General features: G+C 67.3%; 16 protein-coding genes. 9 read left to right on the forward strand and 7 right to left on the reverse strand.

Annotated elements, in window-relative coordinates; translation table 11 throughout:
- Positions 1–159 precede the first annotated feature (159 nt).
- The gene (locus tag ACOGI5_RS08655; RefSeq protein WP_419864020.1) at positions 160–1599 is read left to right on the forward strand and encodes a type I restriction-modification system subunit M; all 1440 of its coding nucleotides are present in this window, start codon (positions 160–162) and stop codon (positions 1597–1599) included.
- A 72-nt stretch (positions 1600–1671) separates the two neighbouring features.
- Here the strand turns inward: ACOGI5_RS08655 and ACOGI5_RS08660 are convergent, their stop codons facing one another.
- Positions 1672–2451: a DNA-processing protein DprA gene (locus ACOGI5_RS08660; protein WP_419864021.1), complete on the reverse strand. Its 780-nt coding sequence runs from the start codon at positions 2449–2451 to the stop codon at positions 1672–1674.
- A gap of 226 nt (positions 2452–2677) precedes the next feature.
- Positions 2678–2923, reverse strand: a complete 246-nt coding sequence (locus tag ACOGI5_RS08665) for a ribbon-helix-helix protein, CopG family (protein ID WP_419864022.1) — start codon at positions 2921–2923, stop codon at positions 2678–2680.
- Between the two features lie 75 nt (positions 2924–2998).
- Here ACOGI5_RS08665 and ACOGI5_RS08670 point away from each other — a divergent pair, with 75 nt between their 5' ends.
- The 4 genes from ACOGI5_RS08670 to ACOGI5_RS08685 all read left to right on the forward strand — a co-directional run bounded on the left by ACOGI5_RS08670 (position 2999) and on the right by ACOGI5_RS08685 (position 6309).
- Positions 2999–3235 carry a type II toxin-antitoxin system Phd/YefM family antitoxin gene (locus tag ACOGI5_RS08670; protein WP_419864023.1) on the forward strand — a complete coding sequence of 79 codons (237 nt, stop codon included), beginning with the start codon at positions 2999–3001 and terminating at the stop codon, positions 3233–3235.
- Positions 3232–3666 carry a type II toxin-antitoxin system VapC family toxin gene (locus ACOGI5_RS08675; protein WP_419864024.1) on the forward strand — a complete coding sequence of 145 codons (435 nt, stop codon included), beginning with the start codon at positions 3232–3234 and terminating at the stop codon, positions 3664–3666. Before ACOGI5_RS08670 ends, ACOGI5_RS08675 begins: the two co-directional genes overlap by 4 nt.
- A gap of 281 nt (positions 3667–3947) precedes the next feature.
- On the forward strand, positions 3948–5171 hold the full coding sequence (locus tag ACOGI5_RS08680) for a sulfotransferase family protein (protein ID WP_419864025.1): 1224 nt from the start codon (positions 3948–3950) through the stop codon (positions 5169–5171).
- A 13-nt stretch (positions 5172–5184) separates the two neighbouring features.
- Entirely contained in the window at positions 5185–6309 is a 1125-nt protein-coding gene (locus ACOGI5_RS08685; protein WP_419864026.1) for a DUF1214 domain-containing protein, read from the forward strand.
- Between the two features lie 21 nt (positions 6310–6330).
- Here ACOGI5_RS08685 and ACOGI5_RS08690 read toward each other — a convergent pair whose 3' ends face one another.
- Both ACOGI5_RS08690 and ACOGI5_RS08695 read right to left on the reverse strand, forming a co-directional pair.
- Positions 6331–7182: an LLM class F420-dependent oxidoreductase gene (locus tag ACOGI5_RS08690; protein ID WP_419864027.1), complete on the reverse strand. Its 852-nt coding sequence runs from the start codon at positions 7180–7182 to the stop codon at positions 6331–6333.
- A gap of 10 nt (positions 7183–7192) precedes the next feature.
- Entirely contained in the window at positions 7193–8476 is a 1284-nt protein-coding gene (locus ACOGI5_RS08695; RefSeq protein WP_419864028.1) for an acyl-CoA dehydrogenase family protein, read from the reverse strand.
- A gap of 87 nt (positions 8477–8563) precedes the next feature.
- Here ACOGI5_RS08695 and ACOGI5_RS08700 point away from each other — a divergent pair, with 87 nt between their 5' ends.
- The 4 genes from ACOGI5_RS08700 to ACOGI5_RS08715 all read left to right on the forward strand — a co-directional run bounded on the left by ACOGI5_RS08700 (position 8564) and on the right by ACOGI5_RS08715 (position 11728).
- Positions 8564–8854 carry a hypothetical protein gene (locus ACOGI5_RS08700; protein ID WP_323670980.1) on the forward strand — a complete coding sequence of 97 codons (291 nt, stop codon included), beginning with the start codon at positions 8564–8566 and terminating at the stop codon, positions 8852–8854.
- A 105-nt stretch (positions 8855–8959) separates the two neighbouring features.
- Positions 8960–9235 (forward strand): cupin domain-containing protein, encoded by a 276-nt coding sequence (locus tag ACOGI5_RS08705; protein ID WP_419864029.1) that lies wholly within the window; start codon positions 8960–8962, stop codon positions 9233–9235.
- A gap of 92 nt (positions 9236–9327) precedes the next feature.
- Entirely contained in the window at positions 9328–10152 is an 825-nt protein-coding gene (locus tag ACOGI5_RS08710; protein ID WP_419864030.1) for a hypothetical protein, read from the forward strand.
- On the forward strand, positions 10112–11728 hold the full coding sequence (locus ACOGI5_RS08715; protein WP_419864031.1) for a DNA polymerase Y family protein: 1617 nt from the start codon (positions 10112–10114) through the stop codon (positions 11726–11728). The genes ACOGI5_RS08710 and ACOGI5_RS08715 overlap by 41 nt, the downstream gene beginning before the upstream one ends.
- A 72-nt stretch (positions 11729–11800) precedes the next feature.
- Here the strand turns inward: ACOGI5_RS08715 and ACOGI5_RS08720 are convergent, their stop codons facing one another.
- From ACOGI5_RS08720 to ACOGI5_RS08730, 3 genes are all read right to left on the reverse strand, one after another.
- A complete protein-coding gene (locus ACOGI5_RS08720; protein WP_419864032.1) occupies positions 11801–13138 on the reverse strand; it encodes a M15 family metallopeptidase in 1338 nt (445 codons plus the stop codon).
- Between the two features lie 258 nt (positions 13139–13396).
- Positions 13397–14248 carry a fumarylacetoacetate hydrolase family protein gene (locus ACOGI5_RS08725; RefSeq protein ID WP_419864033.1) on the reverse strand — a complete coding sequence of 284 codons (852 nt, stop codon included), beginning with the start codon at positions 14246–14248 and terminating at the stop codon, positions 13397–13399.
- 71 nt (positions 14249–14319) lie between these two features.
- Positions 14320–14829: a hypothetical protein gene (locus ACOGI5_RS08730; protein WP_419864034.1), complete on the reverse strand. Its 510-nt coding sequence runs from the start codon at positions 14827–14829 to the stop codon at positions 14320–14322.
- Positions 14830–14832: the final 3 nt, after the last annotated feature.

Below are 14832 nucleotides of genomic sequence, written 5' to 3' on the forward strand. Positions count from 1 at the left end.
GCCAAGCGCGCTGTGATTGCAGTCGAGGTTCTGCGTCGAGCATCGCGTCAAGCTAGCGCTGCGCGTTCTCGACCTTCCTCCGATTATCGGAATGCCGCTCACCGGTGTCGTCGGTCGGTCATCAGCTTCTGGTACTCGTTCACGGCGTAGCGTGAGCCGGTGCTTGCGCAGGATCCGAAGGCGTTGGTGCAGAGGCTGTGGGACTTCTGCGATGTGCTGCGCGATGACGGCTTGTCCTATGGCGACTATCTGGAGCAGCTCACGTACCTGCTGTTCTTGAAGATGGCCGATGAGCAGTACGTGATGCTCGGCGGCGAGCGAATCGTTCCCGTGGAGCACGACTGGCAGTCGTTGCTGAGCAGGTCGGGGTCGGAGCTTGAAGACCACTACAGCGAGTGCCTGTCGGCGCTGGGCAGCAGCGACGACATGCTCGGCGTGATCTTCGGCAAGGCTCGCAACCGCATCCAGACGCCCGCCAAGCTGGAGCGGCTCATCAAGGAGTTCATCGACCAGCACGAGTGGATGAGCTACGACGCCGATCTCAAGGGCGATGCATATGAGGGCTTGATCGAGAAGACTGCCCAGGAGGGCGCTCGGGGAGCGGGTCAGTACTTCACGCCCCGGGCGCTCATCAACGCCATCGTGGATGTGATGGCGCCCGAGCCCGGCCACCGCATCTGCGACCCGGCGTGCGGCACCGGCGGGTTCTTCCTGGGCGCATACCGGTCGATCGTGGAGCGCTTCCCGCACTTGGAGCCCGACCAAGTTGAGCATCTGCGCTCGGGTGCGTTCACCGGTTGGGAGATCGCCGACCTGCCTGCCCGCCTGTGCGCGATGAACATGCTGCTGCACGGCATCGAGAGCCCCGAGTCCGACTCGCCGATCGTCGTGGACGACGCCCTGCGGGACGCTCCCGGCAAGCCCTTCGACATGGTGCTGACCAACCCGCCGTTCGGCCGGTCGTCATCGGACAGCTACGAGCGGGAGGACTTCTGGGCGACCACCCGCAACAAACAGCTCAACTTCGTCCAGCACGTCGTGAGCCTGCTGCGCATCGGCGGGGACGCGGCCGTGGTGGTGCCCGACAACGTGCTGTTCGAGGCGGGCGCCGGCGAGACGATCCGCCGCCGTCTGCTGCACGACTGCGAGGTCCACACCTTGCTGCGGCTGCCGACGGGGATCTTCTACGCCCAGGGCGTCAAGGCCAACGTGCTGTTCTTCCGCCGTCGCGAGGGTGCCGAGGACCCGTGGACCCGAGAGCTGTGGGTGTACGACCTGCGCACCAACAAGCACTTCACGCTCAAGCAGAATCCGCTCGCCAGAGCCGACCTCGACGACTTCGTTGCCAGCTACCGGGCCGACGCCCGCCACAAGCGCACCGAATCCGAGCGGTTCAAGCGCTACGCCTACGACGAGCTGATCGCCCGCGACAAGGTCAGCCTCGACCTGTTCTGGCTCCGCGACGAGAGCCTCGAGAACGCAGACAACCTGCCACCCCCGGACGTACTCGCAGCCGAGATCGCCGAAGACCTCGAAGCCGCCCTCGCCGAGATCCAAGCCCTCGCCGACAGCCTCTCCCCATCTGCCGGAGCTGATTGAGGAGTTCGGCCTCGGTTAAGCGATCACATCCAATTCGCGAATCAGTGCCGGAAGCTGGCTGCCGTGAACGACTCAGCTAGCAGCTGCGACGTCGAAGAGGACACCCTGTTCAGACTCGGAAACGAGCGGAGATGTGTCACGGGTCGTATCGGCATCGCCATCATCAAGGAGTTGCCCTAGGTCGTTGAGGTCCGAGATGGGCACCGCGCCGCGCCGTTCAAGTGCTTCGTTGCCCGGTCCCTCGCCCGGTCCTCGCCACACGGCGACTCGACCGAACCTGTGGTCGAGTGCCTCGGTCGCGCCAGACCAGGTGCCGCCCTTGCCCTCGTCGCTCGCAATCACGAGCGTGAGCGTTGATTGCGCGTAGATGAGCTTGTTGCGGCCCATGGCGTTGCCGGCACTGAAGCCGGCATCGGGGTTGTAGGGCGTGCACATGAGGGCTTGTTCATTGTGGATCGCTGCTCTGACATCGTTCTTGGCGAGCTTGCGAGACAGAGAATCCGCCAGCAGTCCGACCACGGCGCCCCCCGAGTTGAACGCTGAATTCATGGCGAGCTGATCTACACCCCTGGCTCCGCCCGACACCAATGGCATGCGGCGGCGAGAAGCGCACTTGGCCGCTTCGACTGCGACCTCAGCCCCCGAGGGGCTCACGTCTCGGCTGCCCGCGACCCCGAGCCCAGCGGTGTCCAACAGCTTGACCGACCCCGCTGCGTACAGCAGCGGAAGGGCCTTGGATCCCAGTCTTTGCGTCCAGTTGCTGGGATAGTGCTCGTCGAACGGAGTGAGCGTCTGCACACCGGAGTGCTCCAGGCGTTCGAGCTCGAAGGCGAGAGCTGTTGTCCGATCCATCAGAGCAACCACGCGATCTGCAAGGGAGTTCGAGATTCCAGAGTCAACCGCCAGATCAGCGGCGCTCTTTCCCAGCAAGCTGCTAGGACCAGATTCGAGGATCGCAGACAGTCTCCAGTACTCCGATGCCTTCAACGGCCGTACGTCGCCACGAGACAACCGACTAACGAGGGCCAGTGTCGCGAGCGCGTCGTCACTGCGCCTCACGAATGGATCTCGTCGCGCTCTACCACGGGGTCGCGGTTCGAGCCGCGAGCCGCGCCGCAGCTTCGACGAATGCCTCATCTTGCGGCTCTTGCTGATAATCAGCTATGAGTTCAGCATCGGCAGCCATGAGATCCGCGGCCTCGATCACCGCTCGTGCGCCTCTTTGCAGCAGCTCTGACATGCTCGTTCCTTCGGCGTCTGCAATCTCGGCGAGACGCTCGATGAGTTCGTCATCGAGTTGGACAAGCACCTCTCGTTGAGCCATGTCCTTACGGTATGGCATATGGACAGAACCTCGGTCGGTCTCCGAAGGACGTATCACGGGTGATACAGTGAGGTCATGGACGAGGTGACGATCCGGCAGCTTCGCAATCATGGAGGCGAGGTCGTCGACCGCGTGCAGGGGGGTGAGCGGCTCACCGTGACACGGTCTGGCCGGCCGGTGGCAGAGCTGCGTCCCCTGCCTCGCCGGGCGCTCGATGCCTCGACATTGCTCGAACGCTGGCGTCGGCTTCCAGTCGTCGACCCCGTCCGACTCCGGTCCGATATCGATGACCTGATGGACCCCGCGCTGTGAGTGTCGAGTACCGGCACGACCGCGGCGTGCTGGACACCAACGCGGTCATCGGCCTGCCACGGATGGCCGACGCCGGGATGCTGCCCGCCGAACCGACCATCACGGCCATCACACTCGCTGAGCTGTCCGTCGGGCCGCTGGTGGCTTCCGACGCGGCCGAGCGAGCCAAGCGCCAAGCCCACTTGCAGCAAGCCGAAGCTGACTTCGATCCACTGCCATTCGATGATGCAGCCGCCAGGGCCTTCGGTCAGGTTGCCTCAGACCTGCGGGCTTCTGGACGCAAGCGTGCAGCGCGGGCCTACGACGCGCTCATTGCTGCCACGGCAATCTCGAATGGACTGCCGCTGTACACCGCGAACCCTGCCGACTTTGAGGGCATCGCTGATCTTGAGATCGTTGCATTGCCCGCGCCGGTTGCCGCCTCGGAATAGGCGACGACCAGCCTTCAGCGCCGCTGTCCGCTCACCAATTCCGACAGGGGCGAATGAGGTCGCGGAAGCTGCTGGCCGGTTGCTCGCGGCAGATCGCTGCTTACCGGAGCGGAGATCACGCCCTGCGCTGTCAGCCGCTCGATCAGTGCCGCCGCGTCCGCATGCACAAGGACAGTGTTCCACCTGGTACCCGCATTCGCGAAACGGGTTCGGCCGTTCGTGGTGGCTGTCGCTGATACCTTGCCGCCCGTATGTCTCATGAAAGCAATGCACTTCCGTCCATGGGGGAGCGCTACACCCGGCCTGACTGGGTGCGGCGCATCAACCTCATGGGCGACTCGATCGGGGGGCGCCCCGGGGACCTGGTGCCCATCGACACCGGTGAGCTGCTGAAGCTGGCCACCGCAGCAGTTGGCGGCATGCCGACCGGCGATCTGGGCGATCCCGACTGGCAGAAGCGCTTCGAGGCCCTGTCTGCCGAGCTGGACGCCTCGCCCATGCACCTGCTGGGCCGGCTGATGACCAAGCAGGAGCTGCTGCGCTCGCTACGCACCCGGCTGCTGCTCACCGCCGCCATCGACGCGACACCGCAGATCACCGCTCAGCCCGTGGCCTCGCCCGTGATGATCGCCGGCCCGGCCCGTTCGGGCACCTCGATTTTGTTCGAGCTGCTGGGGTTGCATCCCGACCTGCGAGCCCCGCTGGGCGCCGAGGCGCTCCACCCGGTGCCGCTGCCCGAGGGGGGGCTTGCGGATCGGATGGAGATGGGGCAGTGCGAGCAGGAGTTCTGGGCCGACATCCAGCCCGAGTTCCTGGCTATGCACGAGTTCCGGGCCGACCTGCCCGTCGAGTGCATCACCCTGACCACCGGCAGCTTCGCCGGGTTCCACTGGAGCATGATCGCCCCGCTGACTGAGTGGATTCCTGACCTGGACGTGAACTACAGCTACGAGCGGCAGATCCTCCAGGTGCTCCAGCACGGCGGGGGTTCCACGCAATGGGTGCTCAAGACGCCCGGTCACCTGTTCGTGCTGCCGCAGCTGTTCGCGGCATTCGGCGACGCCTGGGTGATCCAGACCCACCGCGACCCGGCCCGCACGATGGCCTCCACGGCCAACATCACGGCCATGGTCCACTGGATGCGCTTCAGCGACGTCGACGCCGTCGGGAATGCGCACTTCGTGCACGATGCCTTCGCGTTCGCCCTCAACGACTCGGTGAATCTGCGAGCAACCGGCGTGGTGCCGGACGAGCAATTCGTGGACGTCAACTACGTGCAGCTCGTGACCGACCCGGTGGCCACGCTGGGTGCGGCCCTCGAGCAGATGGGCCTGTCGATGACCGATGCCTACGCCACCGCCGTGCGGGACTACTTGGATCACAAGCCCAAGGGCAAATACGGAGTGCACCGCTACCAGCCCGAGGACTGGGGCTTCACCGCCGAGGGCATCCGCGACGCCACGGCCCAGTACATCGAGCGTTTCGACCTGCCCCCAGAGGGCTGAGCCGGCCACGATCATGGACCCGCTTCCCGAGACCGAGTCCCGCCGGGCCCTCGCCGAGCTGCTCGAGGTGCTGCGTGACGTCGACGAGCGCTGGGTGTCGCCCGAGTGGAACCTGTACACCGCCGACGACGCCGTCGAGGCGCACCGGGCGCTTATGCACTACCTGCAGTGGGGGCTGGTGGGGCTGTTCGAGCGTGACCCGTCCGCTCCCCGCTTCGAGCGTCTGGTGACACCGAATCGCAAGCTGCTCGGCGACAACCCCGACACGGTCTATTTCGAGGCTCCGATCTCGGCCGACTACGCCTACCGGGTGCGGGGGGAGACCAAAGGCGCCGACTACCTGTCGATCACCGTCGAGTCGAGCGTCGGCTGGGGCTCGATGGACAACCAGGTGCTCGGTGTGCTCAACGACACAACGCTGGAGGTTGATGCCGACGGCCGCTTCGAGATCGTCATCGGCGGCGAGCCGCAGGAGGGGAACTGGCTGGCGCCGCCGCCCGACGAAGGGCAGATCATCAGCCGTCACTACTTCGAGGACACCACCCACGCGGGCACCGACCCGGATCGGTGGCCCGCGATGCAGATCGAGGTGATCGACGGCACGCCTCCGCCTCGGCCGTCGGATTCCACGGTCAGCGCCGGCATCCGGCGAGCCGCTGCGTTCATCCGCGAGCTCACGACCGATCGCGTGCCGATGGCCCAAGGCGAGCCCCGGTCGTGGGTGTCGCTGGTGCCCAACGAGTTCCCGCCGCCCGGCCTGCCCGGCGACCTCGGCCTGTCGGCCACCGACGCCGCCTACGCCCTGGCACCGTTCGTGGTCGGGCCCGACGAGGCACTGGTGATCCGCGGCCGCTGGCCCGAGTGCCGCTACGCCAACATCAGCCTGTGGAACCGCCACCTGCAATCGCTCGACTACGCGAACCGCTCCATCTCGCTCAACCGCGCCCAGATGGTCGCCGACGACGACGGCCGCTTCACCGCCGCCATCGCCCACACCGACCCCGGCGTTCCCAACTGGCTCGACACTGAGGGTCGCCCCTTCGGCATCGCGTTCTGGCGCTTCATGCTGCCCGAAGGCGACATCGAGACCCCCCAAGCCGAGCTGGTGTCCCTCGCCGATCTGCGCGACCGGCTCTAGCCGGCCCCGCCGACCGCAAGATCAGTCGGCAAACGTGTCGACGAGATGCTGGTTGCGGTCGACGAAGCGCGCCAAGCGATCTGCGCCGTCCGGGGCGGCGAGGACGATCCGCTCGACGCCGAGCTCGCGGTACAGCTCCAGCTTCTGTGCGTCGGGCTTCGCGTAGCAGTACATGGAGATCGGGATGCCGTCGGGATCGCGGCCCGCTGCCTCTGCGGCGGTCCGGAACCGCTCCATGCCGACCCTGACATCGCGGAAGCCCACATCGAGCGGGCACCAGCCGTCCGCATACTCGGCAACGTGGCGCATCCCGATCCGGCCCCGGCAGCCCACGAGCACTGGGGGGCCGGGCTGTTGCGTCGGCTTCGGGTAAACCCACGAGGGCGCGAAGTTCACGAACTCGCCTGAGTAGGACACTTCGTGCTCGGTCCACAGCAGCCGCAGTGCGGCAACCGTCTCCCGCATGGCGTTGTAGCGCTGCGCCCACGGCACGTTCGACACGTTGGCCAGTTCTTCGCGGTTCCAGCCCACGCCCACGCCGAAGAGCAGCCGGCCGTCGGACACCTCGTCCAGCGTCGCCACGCTCTTGGCCAGGTCCAGGATCTCGTGTTCGAGCACGAGGCAGACGCCCATCGCCAGCTTGATCTTCGACGTTGCCGCGGCGGCCGTTGCCAGCGAGACGAACGGGTCGCGCATGTGCCAGTAGAGCTGCGGCAGATCGCCCCCGTCGGGGTGAACCGTCTCCCGGCTGGCCGGGATGTGGCTGTGCTCGCCCACCCACAGCGAGTCATAGCCCCGCTGCTCGGCCTCGACCGCCATCTCGGCCGTCGACGGGCCGTAATCGCTGTTCGTGGGCGCCAAACCGATCTTCATGCTGGCGAACTCACTCGGAACGCTGGGTGCCGACCTTCAGCTCGCGGAAGGGGCTGGTGGTGTCGATGCCGGGCTCTTTGGGCAGCCCCAGCACTCGCTCGCCGACGATGTTGCGCATCACCTCGTCCGAGCCGCCGGCGATGCGCATCGCCGGGAAGCCCAGCACGTAGCCGGCCCACGAGAAGGTTCCCCACTCGCCGGAGTCGACGACCAGCTTGGGTCCGATCGTGTCGGCCACGAACTCGCAGGTGGCGTTCATCTGGCGAATCAGGCCCATCTTGGACAGCGACATCTCGGGGCCTGGTGTCTTTCCGGCCCGCAATGCATCCATGGTGCGCTGGTTCGACCAGCCCAGCACCTTGCCGTGGGTGTAGATCTCGGCGAGCTTCTGACGAGCCAGCGCGTCGTCAGCCATGCCGTAGTGGTTGGCCATCGCAGCCAGCTTGGTGAAGCTGCCGCCCCCGGTGCCGCCGCCCGAGCCGCCGCCGATCGCCGCCCGCTCGTTCATCAGCGTGGTCAGCGCCACGCCCCAGCCTTGGTTCACATCGCCCAGCCGGTTCGAGTCGGGCACGCGGACGTCGGTGAAGTACACCTCGTTGAAGTTCGCACCGCCGGTCATCTGCCGCAACGGCCGGACATCCACGCCGGGGGCCTTCATGTCTACGAGGAAGCCGGTGAGGCCCTGGTGTTTGGGCAGATCGAAATCGGACCGGGCGATCACCTCGCCGATGTCGGAGTAGTGCGCGCCCGAGGTCCACACCTTCTGGCCGTTGAGGATCCACTCCTCGCCGTCGCGCTCGGCCCGCATCTGCAAGCTGGCGAGGTCCGAGCCGGCGCCCGGTTCAGAGAACAGCTGGCAGCCCACGATGTCGGCCCGGTACATCTGGGGCAGCACCTCGGCGGACACCTCAGGGCGGGCGTGCGCCAGGATGGTCGGCGCGACCATCCCCAAGCCGATGCCGAAGAAGCCGCCGTCGGGCGTGTCGAACTGGCTCTCGAGCTGGCCCCAGACGCGCTCGAACTTGCGGGGCATGCCGCCGCCGCCCAGCTCGGCCGGCCCGCTGATCCAGCCGAAGCCGGCGTCGTACTTCGCGGCTCGCCACTCCTTTGACGCGTCCAGCTCCCGCCGCTCGCGCTCGCGGTCGATCTCCTCGAAGAGCGCTGCGTTGTCGGGACCCTCGCCCCAGACGAATTCGCGCCGCTCGGCCTTGCGCTTGGCGTTGGCCTCCAAGAAATCCAGCGCCTCAGCAGCAAACTGTTCCTCGGTGATCTCAGCGGTGTCGGCAGCGGCCATGTCGGGCTCCTGTTTCGTGCAAGAAGTGGCAAATCCGGAATGCGAGCAGCCCCAAGCTAGCGACATATCTCGCTACGCTCATCGGCCATGGGTCAGCCCGTTCGAGTAGCAGAACGACCGTCGTCGGTCCGTGTGGGCACGGTGCAGTTCGAGACCAACCGTCCGCTGACCGGGGCGGGCCACCGCTACTACAACAGTGCCGAAGATGCCGCCAGTGCCGAGGACCCGGCCGACCTGCTGGCGTGGCGCCTGTTCCAACGGGGCGGCGTCGACCACATTCACGTGTACGGCAATGTGGCCACCATCGACCTCTCCCGGGGCCACACCTCCGACGGCATCGCCGAGCTCATTGAAGAGCTCTTCGCCCACTACCGCTAGCTTGCTGCCGATAGCGACAAGCACAGTCGCTCGCTCGCTAGCGACAGGCACCGTCGCGAGCTCGCCCGCGTGAGCGATTGGCACGGCGCTGGCTACTGTGGCTCTATGACCGAAGACGAGTTCCGTTCCGAGCTGGCAGCGCAGGGCTATGGCGAACCGCGCGACGCCGAGTTCGAGCCTCACGCCGATGGCGAGCTTCACAGCCACGAGTTCTCCGCCATGGCGATGGTGACCAGGGGCGAGTTCCGGCTGGGACTGGAGGACGAGACCCGGGTCATGGGAGTGGGGGACTGGTGCGAGGTTTCCGCCGGCACGCTGCATAGCGAGATGGCGGGTCCAGTCGGCGCGACCTTGCTTGTCGGGACGAAGCAGCCGGCCTAGTCCCTGTCCAGAGGCTTCAGGGGAAGCGCAGCTGCAAGCAACGGTTCATAAACAACCGTTCGTGGACACGATTGTTCGTCTAGTCTGTCGCGATGGCAGTGCAGCTGCGTCATACCGCCGGCGCATTGGACATAGCCGGCCCTCGTGGGGTCGGCGCATTGGACATAACGCATGCTGCGGACATCGGGCACGACAAACGGCTGCTGCCCGTCGCTGACGAATTGGCACCGCTGCTGACCCAGCCGGGGCTTGTCCCCGGGACGGTGCTGGCTGCCCGCGGCCCAGGAGCGCTGACCTTGGCAACCGCTTTTGCGGCGGAGGTCTCGCGTTCGGGCGGATGGGTGACCGCGGTAGGGCTGGGACGCATGGGAGTCTCGGCGGTGGCGGAACGGGGGGCAGCGCTGGACCGGTGGGTCTTCGTGGACGAACCCGGCAACGCCGCAGCCGAGGTGCTGAACGCCCTGATCGGCAATGTCGACGTGATCTTGCTGGCTGGAGGCGTGCTGTTGGCGGCTGCCCACAGCCGGCGCCTGCGCACCCGCTTGCGGGAGCGCGGCACCGTGGTGATCGAGGTTGGCGCATTGGGCACAGCCGGCGCTCGTGGGGCCGGCGCATTCAGTCCAGACGTGACCATGACGGTGGAACGTGCTGCGTGGACCGGTCTCGGGCACGGGCACGGCCGGCTGCGGGAACGCCGGGCCGAGGTGGTTGCTGCGGGCCGCGGTGCGGCGTCGTTGCCGCGACGAGCCGTCCTGTGGCTGCCCGATGCCAACGGGCACATCACTGCCGTCCGCGGTGCGATCGACACCGTTTCCTGGCCTGCTCAGGTCGTCTCCGCCCAGGACGGCATCTCGATAGCCGGTGCCTCGGGAAGCGATGACGACGCCGTCGTTCCTCTGCAGCGCCGTGCGGGATAACCAAGACAGCCGGACCGGCTTGGCCAGCCAGGACGAACCTGCCGATGTCCCGCCGCGGATGCTGGTAGCGGAAGTCGAGCACGCCGAGCCCGATCCTGATCTCGACGCTCGCCGTTTCGCCCCTGTGGCGACAGCGCTGGAAGACCTGACGCCGAGAGTCGAAGTGCTGGCACCCGGTTGCTGCGTTGTCGCCACCCGGGGTCCGTCGCGCTACTACGGCGGAGATGAGGCGCTGGCGGAGCTGGCGCATCGCACCATCACTGAAGTGCTGGCCGCCGGAGCGTACGACCCAGCATCATCTGTCAGCGTCGGCATTGCCGACGGCTTGTTTGCCGCTGGCCTTGCTGGAAGAGCGGCGTTGGTCCGAACTCCGTCAACGCCGGTGCTGGTGGTGGCCCCTGGCAGCAGCGCAGAGTTCCTGGGCGAGCTGCCGCTGGGAACGCTGGCCGAGGAATGCTCCCTGCTGACGGGCTGTGCCGCCGATGGGACGACTGATGATCTGATCAGCATGCTGTGGCAGCTGGGCTTGCGCACGCTGGGCGACCTTGCGGCACTGCCTGTGGGAGACCTCGTCGGCAGGTTCGGCACGCAAGGGGAGTGGATGCACGCACTGGCCAGCGGGCGTGATCCTCGCTTGAGCCAGCCTGCCGCCGCTCAGCCTGATCTCAGTGTCGAAACCGAGATCGACCCGCCCGCGGATCGGCTCGACACGGTGGCCTTTGCCGCGAAGTCTCTGGCAGATCAGCTCGACGCCCAGTTGGCCCGGGAGGGTCAGGCACTGGTGTGCGTGGAGATCAGTGCCGAAACCGAACACGGTGAGACCAGCAACGGGCGGTGGCGCCACGGATTCCGCTTCAGCCCGCCCGATCTGGTCGACCGTGTGCGCTGGCAGCTCGACGGCTGGCGCAGCGCCAAGGGCAAGAACAGCCCCACCGGCGGTATCTCGTTCATCCGGCTGCGGGCCGTCGAGACGCTTCCCGACGAGGGGCGCCAGCTCGGCTTCTGGGGCGGCCAGTCCGAGACGGACGAGCGGGCCGAGCGGGCGCTGCAGCGAGTTCAGACCTTGGTCGGCTTCGACGGGGTCACCGTGGGCCGCCTGGGCTCCGGCCGCCGCTTTGCCGATCTCGAGCAGCGCTTCCCGTTCGGCACAGCCGGTCCTCGTGGGGCCGGCGCATCGGGCACAGCCGGTCCTCGTGGGACCGGCGCATCGGGCACAGCCGGTCCTCGTGGGGCCGGCGCATTGGGCCCAACACCCCCCTGGCCGGGCCGGCTGGGCGCGCCGGCCCCTGCCGAGGTGCTGACCGAGCCCGAGCCGCTCATGGTGCTCGATGCGAACAGCGATCCGGTAGGCGTCAGCGGCAGGGCACAGGTCAGCGCGCCCCCGGTCATGCTGCGCCGGGCCGATGGGCGCACCAGCCGCATTGCAGCGTGGGCAGGGCCCTGGCCGCTGGAGGAGCGCTGGTGGAGCACACGGTCGCGCCGTCAGGCACGATTCCAACTGGTGCTCGATGACGGCACCGCCCATCTCTGCGCTGTCGAGAGCGGTCGCTGGCAGCGCGAGGCCACCTACGACTGAGTTCGCCAGCGTGGCGCAGCCTCTCTCGACCCTGCTCCTATCTTGGCCCGGATTCTCTCTCGGCTCGACCCGTCATCTGCCGTTCGTGGACCAGTGCCAGGGCTCGCTGGGCAGGTTCTTCAGGCCGTAGGTAGCGGCGTTGGCGGCCAGCCAGCGATACCCCGCCGTATTGCGGGACGAGATTGAGCGACCGTTGTACATGAAATCGATGGCGAGACCGCGCTCGTGCATGGAACGCCCGGGTCGGGCCGTGGGCGGGCGACACTGGTAAGAGGGCTTCTGCCAGATTGCCCATTCGCTCGTGCCGCAGTTCTGCCGCCGCAGCGCGATCTGCGAGGCGGCCGTGCGGTAGCCCCAGCCGGTCAGCCTGAGTCCGTCGCGAGCAGCGTGCTCGAGCAGATCCTGCACACTGTTGGCGATCGACTCGTGCACCAGGATGCCGCCCACCCAGGTGAGCTCGCTGAGGTCGACGTTGTTGTCGGTGGGCTGACCGGCGGTGCCTTCTCGCAGCCGGCGGGCCCGCTCCTCGGCCTCGCGTCGTTTTCGTTCCTCTTCTGCCTTGCGACGCTTCAGTTCCGTCTCGATGCGCCTCTGCTCAGTGATGGCACTATTGACGCGGTTGGCAGTCTCGGCGACATCGGCTGCCGCAGCAGCGTTCCATTCCTCCATCGCTGCCTGCTCATAGAGCAATACGTCGAGCACATACTCGAGCTCAGTGAGAACGATGGCCTCCTGCTCCACCGCGTCGAGCAGGTCGTCCAAGGCTCGCTCCGACTCGATGCGGCGGGCGTCTCGCAGCTCCTCGGCACGCTGGAACTCCCGCACCGCCAGCTCCGCGTCGATCGTGAGAGCCCGCAGCTGGTCCGCGGTCGCATTCAGATCGCCGAGCGCAGCGCCGATCAGCACCCGGATGCGAGCGGCGTCGTAGATGTCGCCGGTGCGCACGAGGCCATAGGAGCCCTCCACCAGGGCGTCGTGGCCGATGTAGGTCTGCACGATGAGATCGATGACTCGCTGCCCCAGCTCGCCATGCTGGGCATCGAGCGACAGAACGCGCTGAATAGCGGCCTCTACCGATGCCTCGGCTGCGGCCAATGCCAGCTCTGCTTGATCGAGATCGGCTCGTTGCTCGTTCGTCAGCAGCTTCAGCTGGTCGAAGGCTGCCAGCACCACGTTGACATCGGCCTGCTGCAGATCGACTTCCATGACTTTCGCGAGCAGTTCGGCTTGGGCCTCGTCGCGGATGCGCTTCTCCTCGGCAAGCTGGGCCTCCAGCTCCTTCTGCTGCTGCTCGAGCTGTTCCTGGCGTTTGCGCAGCTCGGCATCGGACGGCTGCGCACCAGTGCCGGCGATCGGCACCACACTGACGACGAGAGCGAACGCGATCGCAGCAGCTCCACGGCGCGCCATGCTGCGACGCCCAGTGCCAGGACGTGCCGCGGTGTGCTGTGCGGTGGTGGGGCGCGATTGCCGCTGTGAACCTCGCACCGGGCGCGTCCTTGCTGCGGCCGGCCTCGGGCCGGCGCCGTCGTCAGCCTGCGGTCGCCAGTGGTCGCCGCGAGCGACGACCGGGACCTTCGGCCCACGGTACCGATGGGCGGTCGCTCGTGGGTGTCGCCCGCAGCAATTCGCAACCGGCTCTCAGCGTGATTGCGTCGGTTGACGCCGCTACTCGTCGATCACCCGGTTCTGGAGGACCCCGATGCCGGGAACTTCGAACTCGATCTCGTCACCCGCAACCAGCCAGCGCGGCGGGTCGTGCGAACCGCCGGTGCCCTCAGGCGAGCCGGTGGCAATGACATCGCCGGGTTCGAGCGGCATCACCTTTGACAGGTAGGAGACGATCTCGGCGACCGAGAAGATCATCTCGCTGACACTGGCCCGCTGGCGCTCCTCACCGTTCACACGGCAGATCACCTCCAGCGCGGCCGGGTCGGCGATCTCGTCGACGGTCGTGATCCACGGGCCCATCGAACCGGAGCGGTAGAAGTTCTTGCCGGCGGCCACGCTGTGGCGCTGCCAGTCGCGCACCGAGCCGTCGTTCAGCACCGAGTACCCGCCGACGTAGTCGAGGGCGTCGGCTACATCGATGTGACGCCCGGCTCTGCCGATCATCACCGCGAGCTCCACCTCGTAGTCGAACTGGATCGACACCGAGGGCCGGACGAGTTCCTCGCCGTGGGCCACCAGCGTGCCGGGCGGCTTGTTGAAGTACACGGGCTGCGCGGGGGCCTGCACGTTGCCGCCCAGCGGGTACTTCTTGTGGTAGTTGGCCCCTGCGCACAGCATGCGGGCACCGGGATCGAACGGCACGGCGAACGCGACCTCGTCCCACCCAACCGAGACAGGCGCCCCCTCGAGCTCTGCCGGATCAGCCAGCGCGGCGGCCACGGCTTGACCGATGGCGGCGATCGGCCCGCTCTCGGCTTGGAGGCCGTCGAGCTGGGCCACGCCGTCGTCGGATGCCACGCCGACGTGAGCCGAACCGTCACCGGCAAGGGCGAAGCGCAGCAGTCTCACGGCGCGTCACCGTACTGGTTGCGCGCCCGCAGCCTCTGGGCCAGCGAATGTGACCGCTGCGCGCCGGATGCTCATTCGTTCGCCGTTCGGCGCAACGGCTCGCCGCCGGCAGCGCGAATCGTGTCCTCGAACCTGTCGAGGTCGGTGCCGTTGACATGGCCCGTCCAGGGCTCGCCTACGCCGCTTTCGTCCAGAGGCGGCTCGACGGACACCTCCACCCGGGGGCTGTCGGTGCGCAGCACCAGCGTGGCATCACTGCCCGAACTCCATCGGGCGACGATGACGGCCCGACGGAAGCTGATGTCGGCCAGCACGAGACCGCCGTCGGCGGCCGCCAGCAGTCGGTGCACGTTGAACAGGAGCTGGTGAGCGACCACTGCCGCCACAATCAGCAGCCAGCCGATGCCCCACGCAATCGCCAAGCCCGCTCCGAGGGCGAATGCGGCGACCCGCACGATCATGATGCGCCGGTGTGCTCGGGCAGTCTCGGTGTCGGTCACGACCACGGCGGTGCGCACGCTGACGCCCAGTTCGCTGAGCAGCTCCACCGCCCGCTCGAGGGCCCGATCTGCCGGATTCATGGC

Origin of the sequence: Candidatus Poriferisodalis sp., assembly GCF_965208925.1 — a bacterium.
GTDB lineage: Bacteria > Actinomycetota > Acidimicrobiia > Acidimicrobiales > Poriferisodalaceae > Poriferisodalis.

Bases quoted from the DNA above. Each gene is read 5' to 3' on its own strand.
- ACOGI5_RS08660 (WP_419864021.1), bottom strand. From the start codon at position 2,451: ATGGATCGGACAACAGCTCTCGCCTTCGAGCTCGAACGCCTGGAGCAC.
- ACOGI5_RS08665 (WP_419864022.1), bottom strand. From the start codon at position 2,923: ATGGCTCAACGAGAGGTGCTTGTCCAACTCGATGACGAACTCATCGAG.
- ACOGI5_RS08670 (WP_419864023.1), top strand. From the start codon at position 2,999: ATGGACGAGGTGACGATCCGGCAGCTTCGCAATCATGGAGGCGAGGTC.
- ACOGI5_RS08680 (WP_419864025.1), top strand. From the start codon at position 3,948: ATGGGGGAGCGCTACACCCGGCCTGACTGGGTGCGGCGCATCAACCTC.
- ACOGI5_RS08685 (WP_419864026.1), top strand. From the start codon at position 5,185: ATGGACCCGCTTCCCGAGACCGAGTCCCGCCGGGCCCTCGCCGAGCTG.
- ACOGI5_RS08690 (WP_419864027.1), bottom strand. From the start codon at position 7,182: ATGAAGATCGGTTTGGCGCCCACGAACAGCGATTACGGCCCGTCGACG.
- ACOGI5_RS08695 (WP_419864028.1), bottom strand. From the start codon at position 8,476: ATGGCCGCTGCCGACACCGCTGAGATCACCGAGGAACAGTTTGCTGCT.
- ACOGI5_RS08700 (WP_323670980.1), top strand. From the start codon at position 8,564: ATGGGTCAGCCCGTTCGAGTAGCAGAACGACCGTCGTCGGTCCGTGTG.
- ACOGI5_RS08705 (WP_419864029.1), top strand. From the start codon at position 8,960: ATGACCGAAGACGAGTTCCGTTCCGAGCTGGCAGCGCAGGGCTATGGC.
- ACOGI5_RS08710 (WP_419864030.1), top strand. From the start codon at position 9,328: ATGGCAGTGCAGCTGCGTCATACCGCCGGCGCATTGGACATAGCCGGC.
- ACOGI5_RS08715 (WP_419864031.1), top strand. From the start codon at position 10,112: ATGACGACGCCGTCGTTCCTCTGCAGCGCCGTGCGGGATAACCAAGAC.
- ACOGI5_RS08720 (WP_419864032.1), bottom strand. From the start codon at position 13,138: ATGGCGCGCCGTGGAGCTGCTGCGATCGCGTTCGCTCTCGTCGTCAGT.
- ACOGI5_RS08730 (WP_419864034.1), bottom strand. From the start codon at position 14,829: ATGAATCCGGCAGATCGGGCCCTCGAGCGGGCGGTGGAGCTGCTCAGC.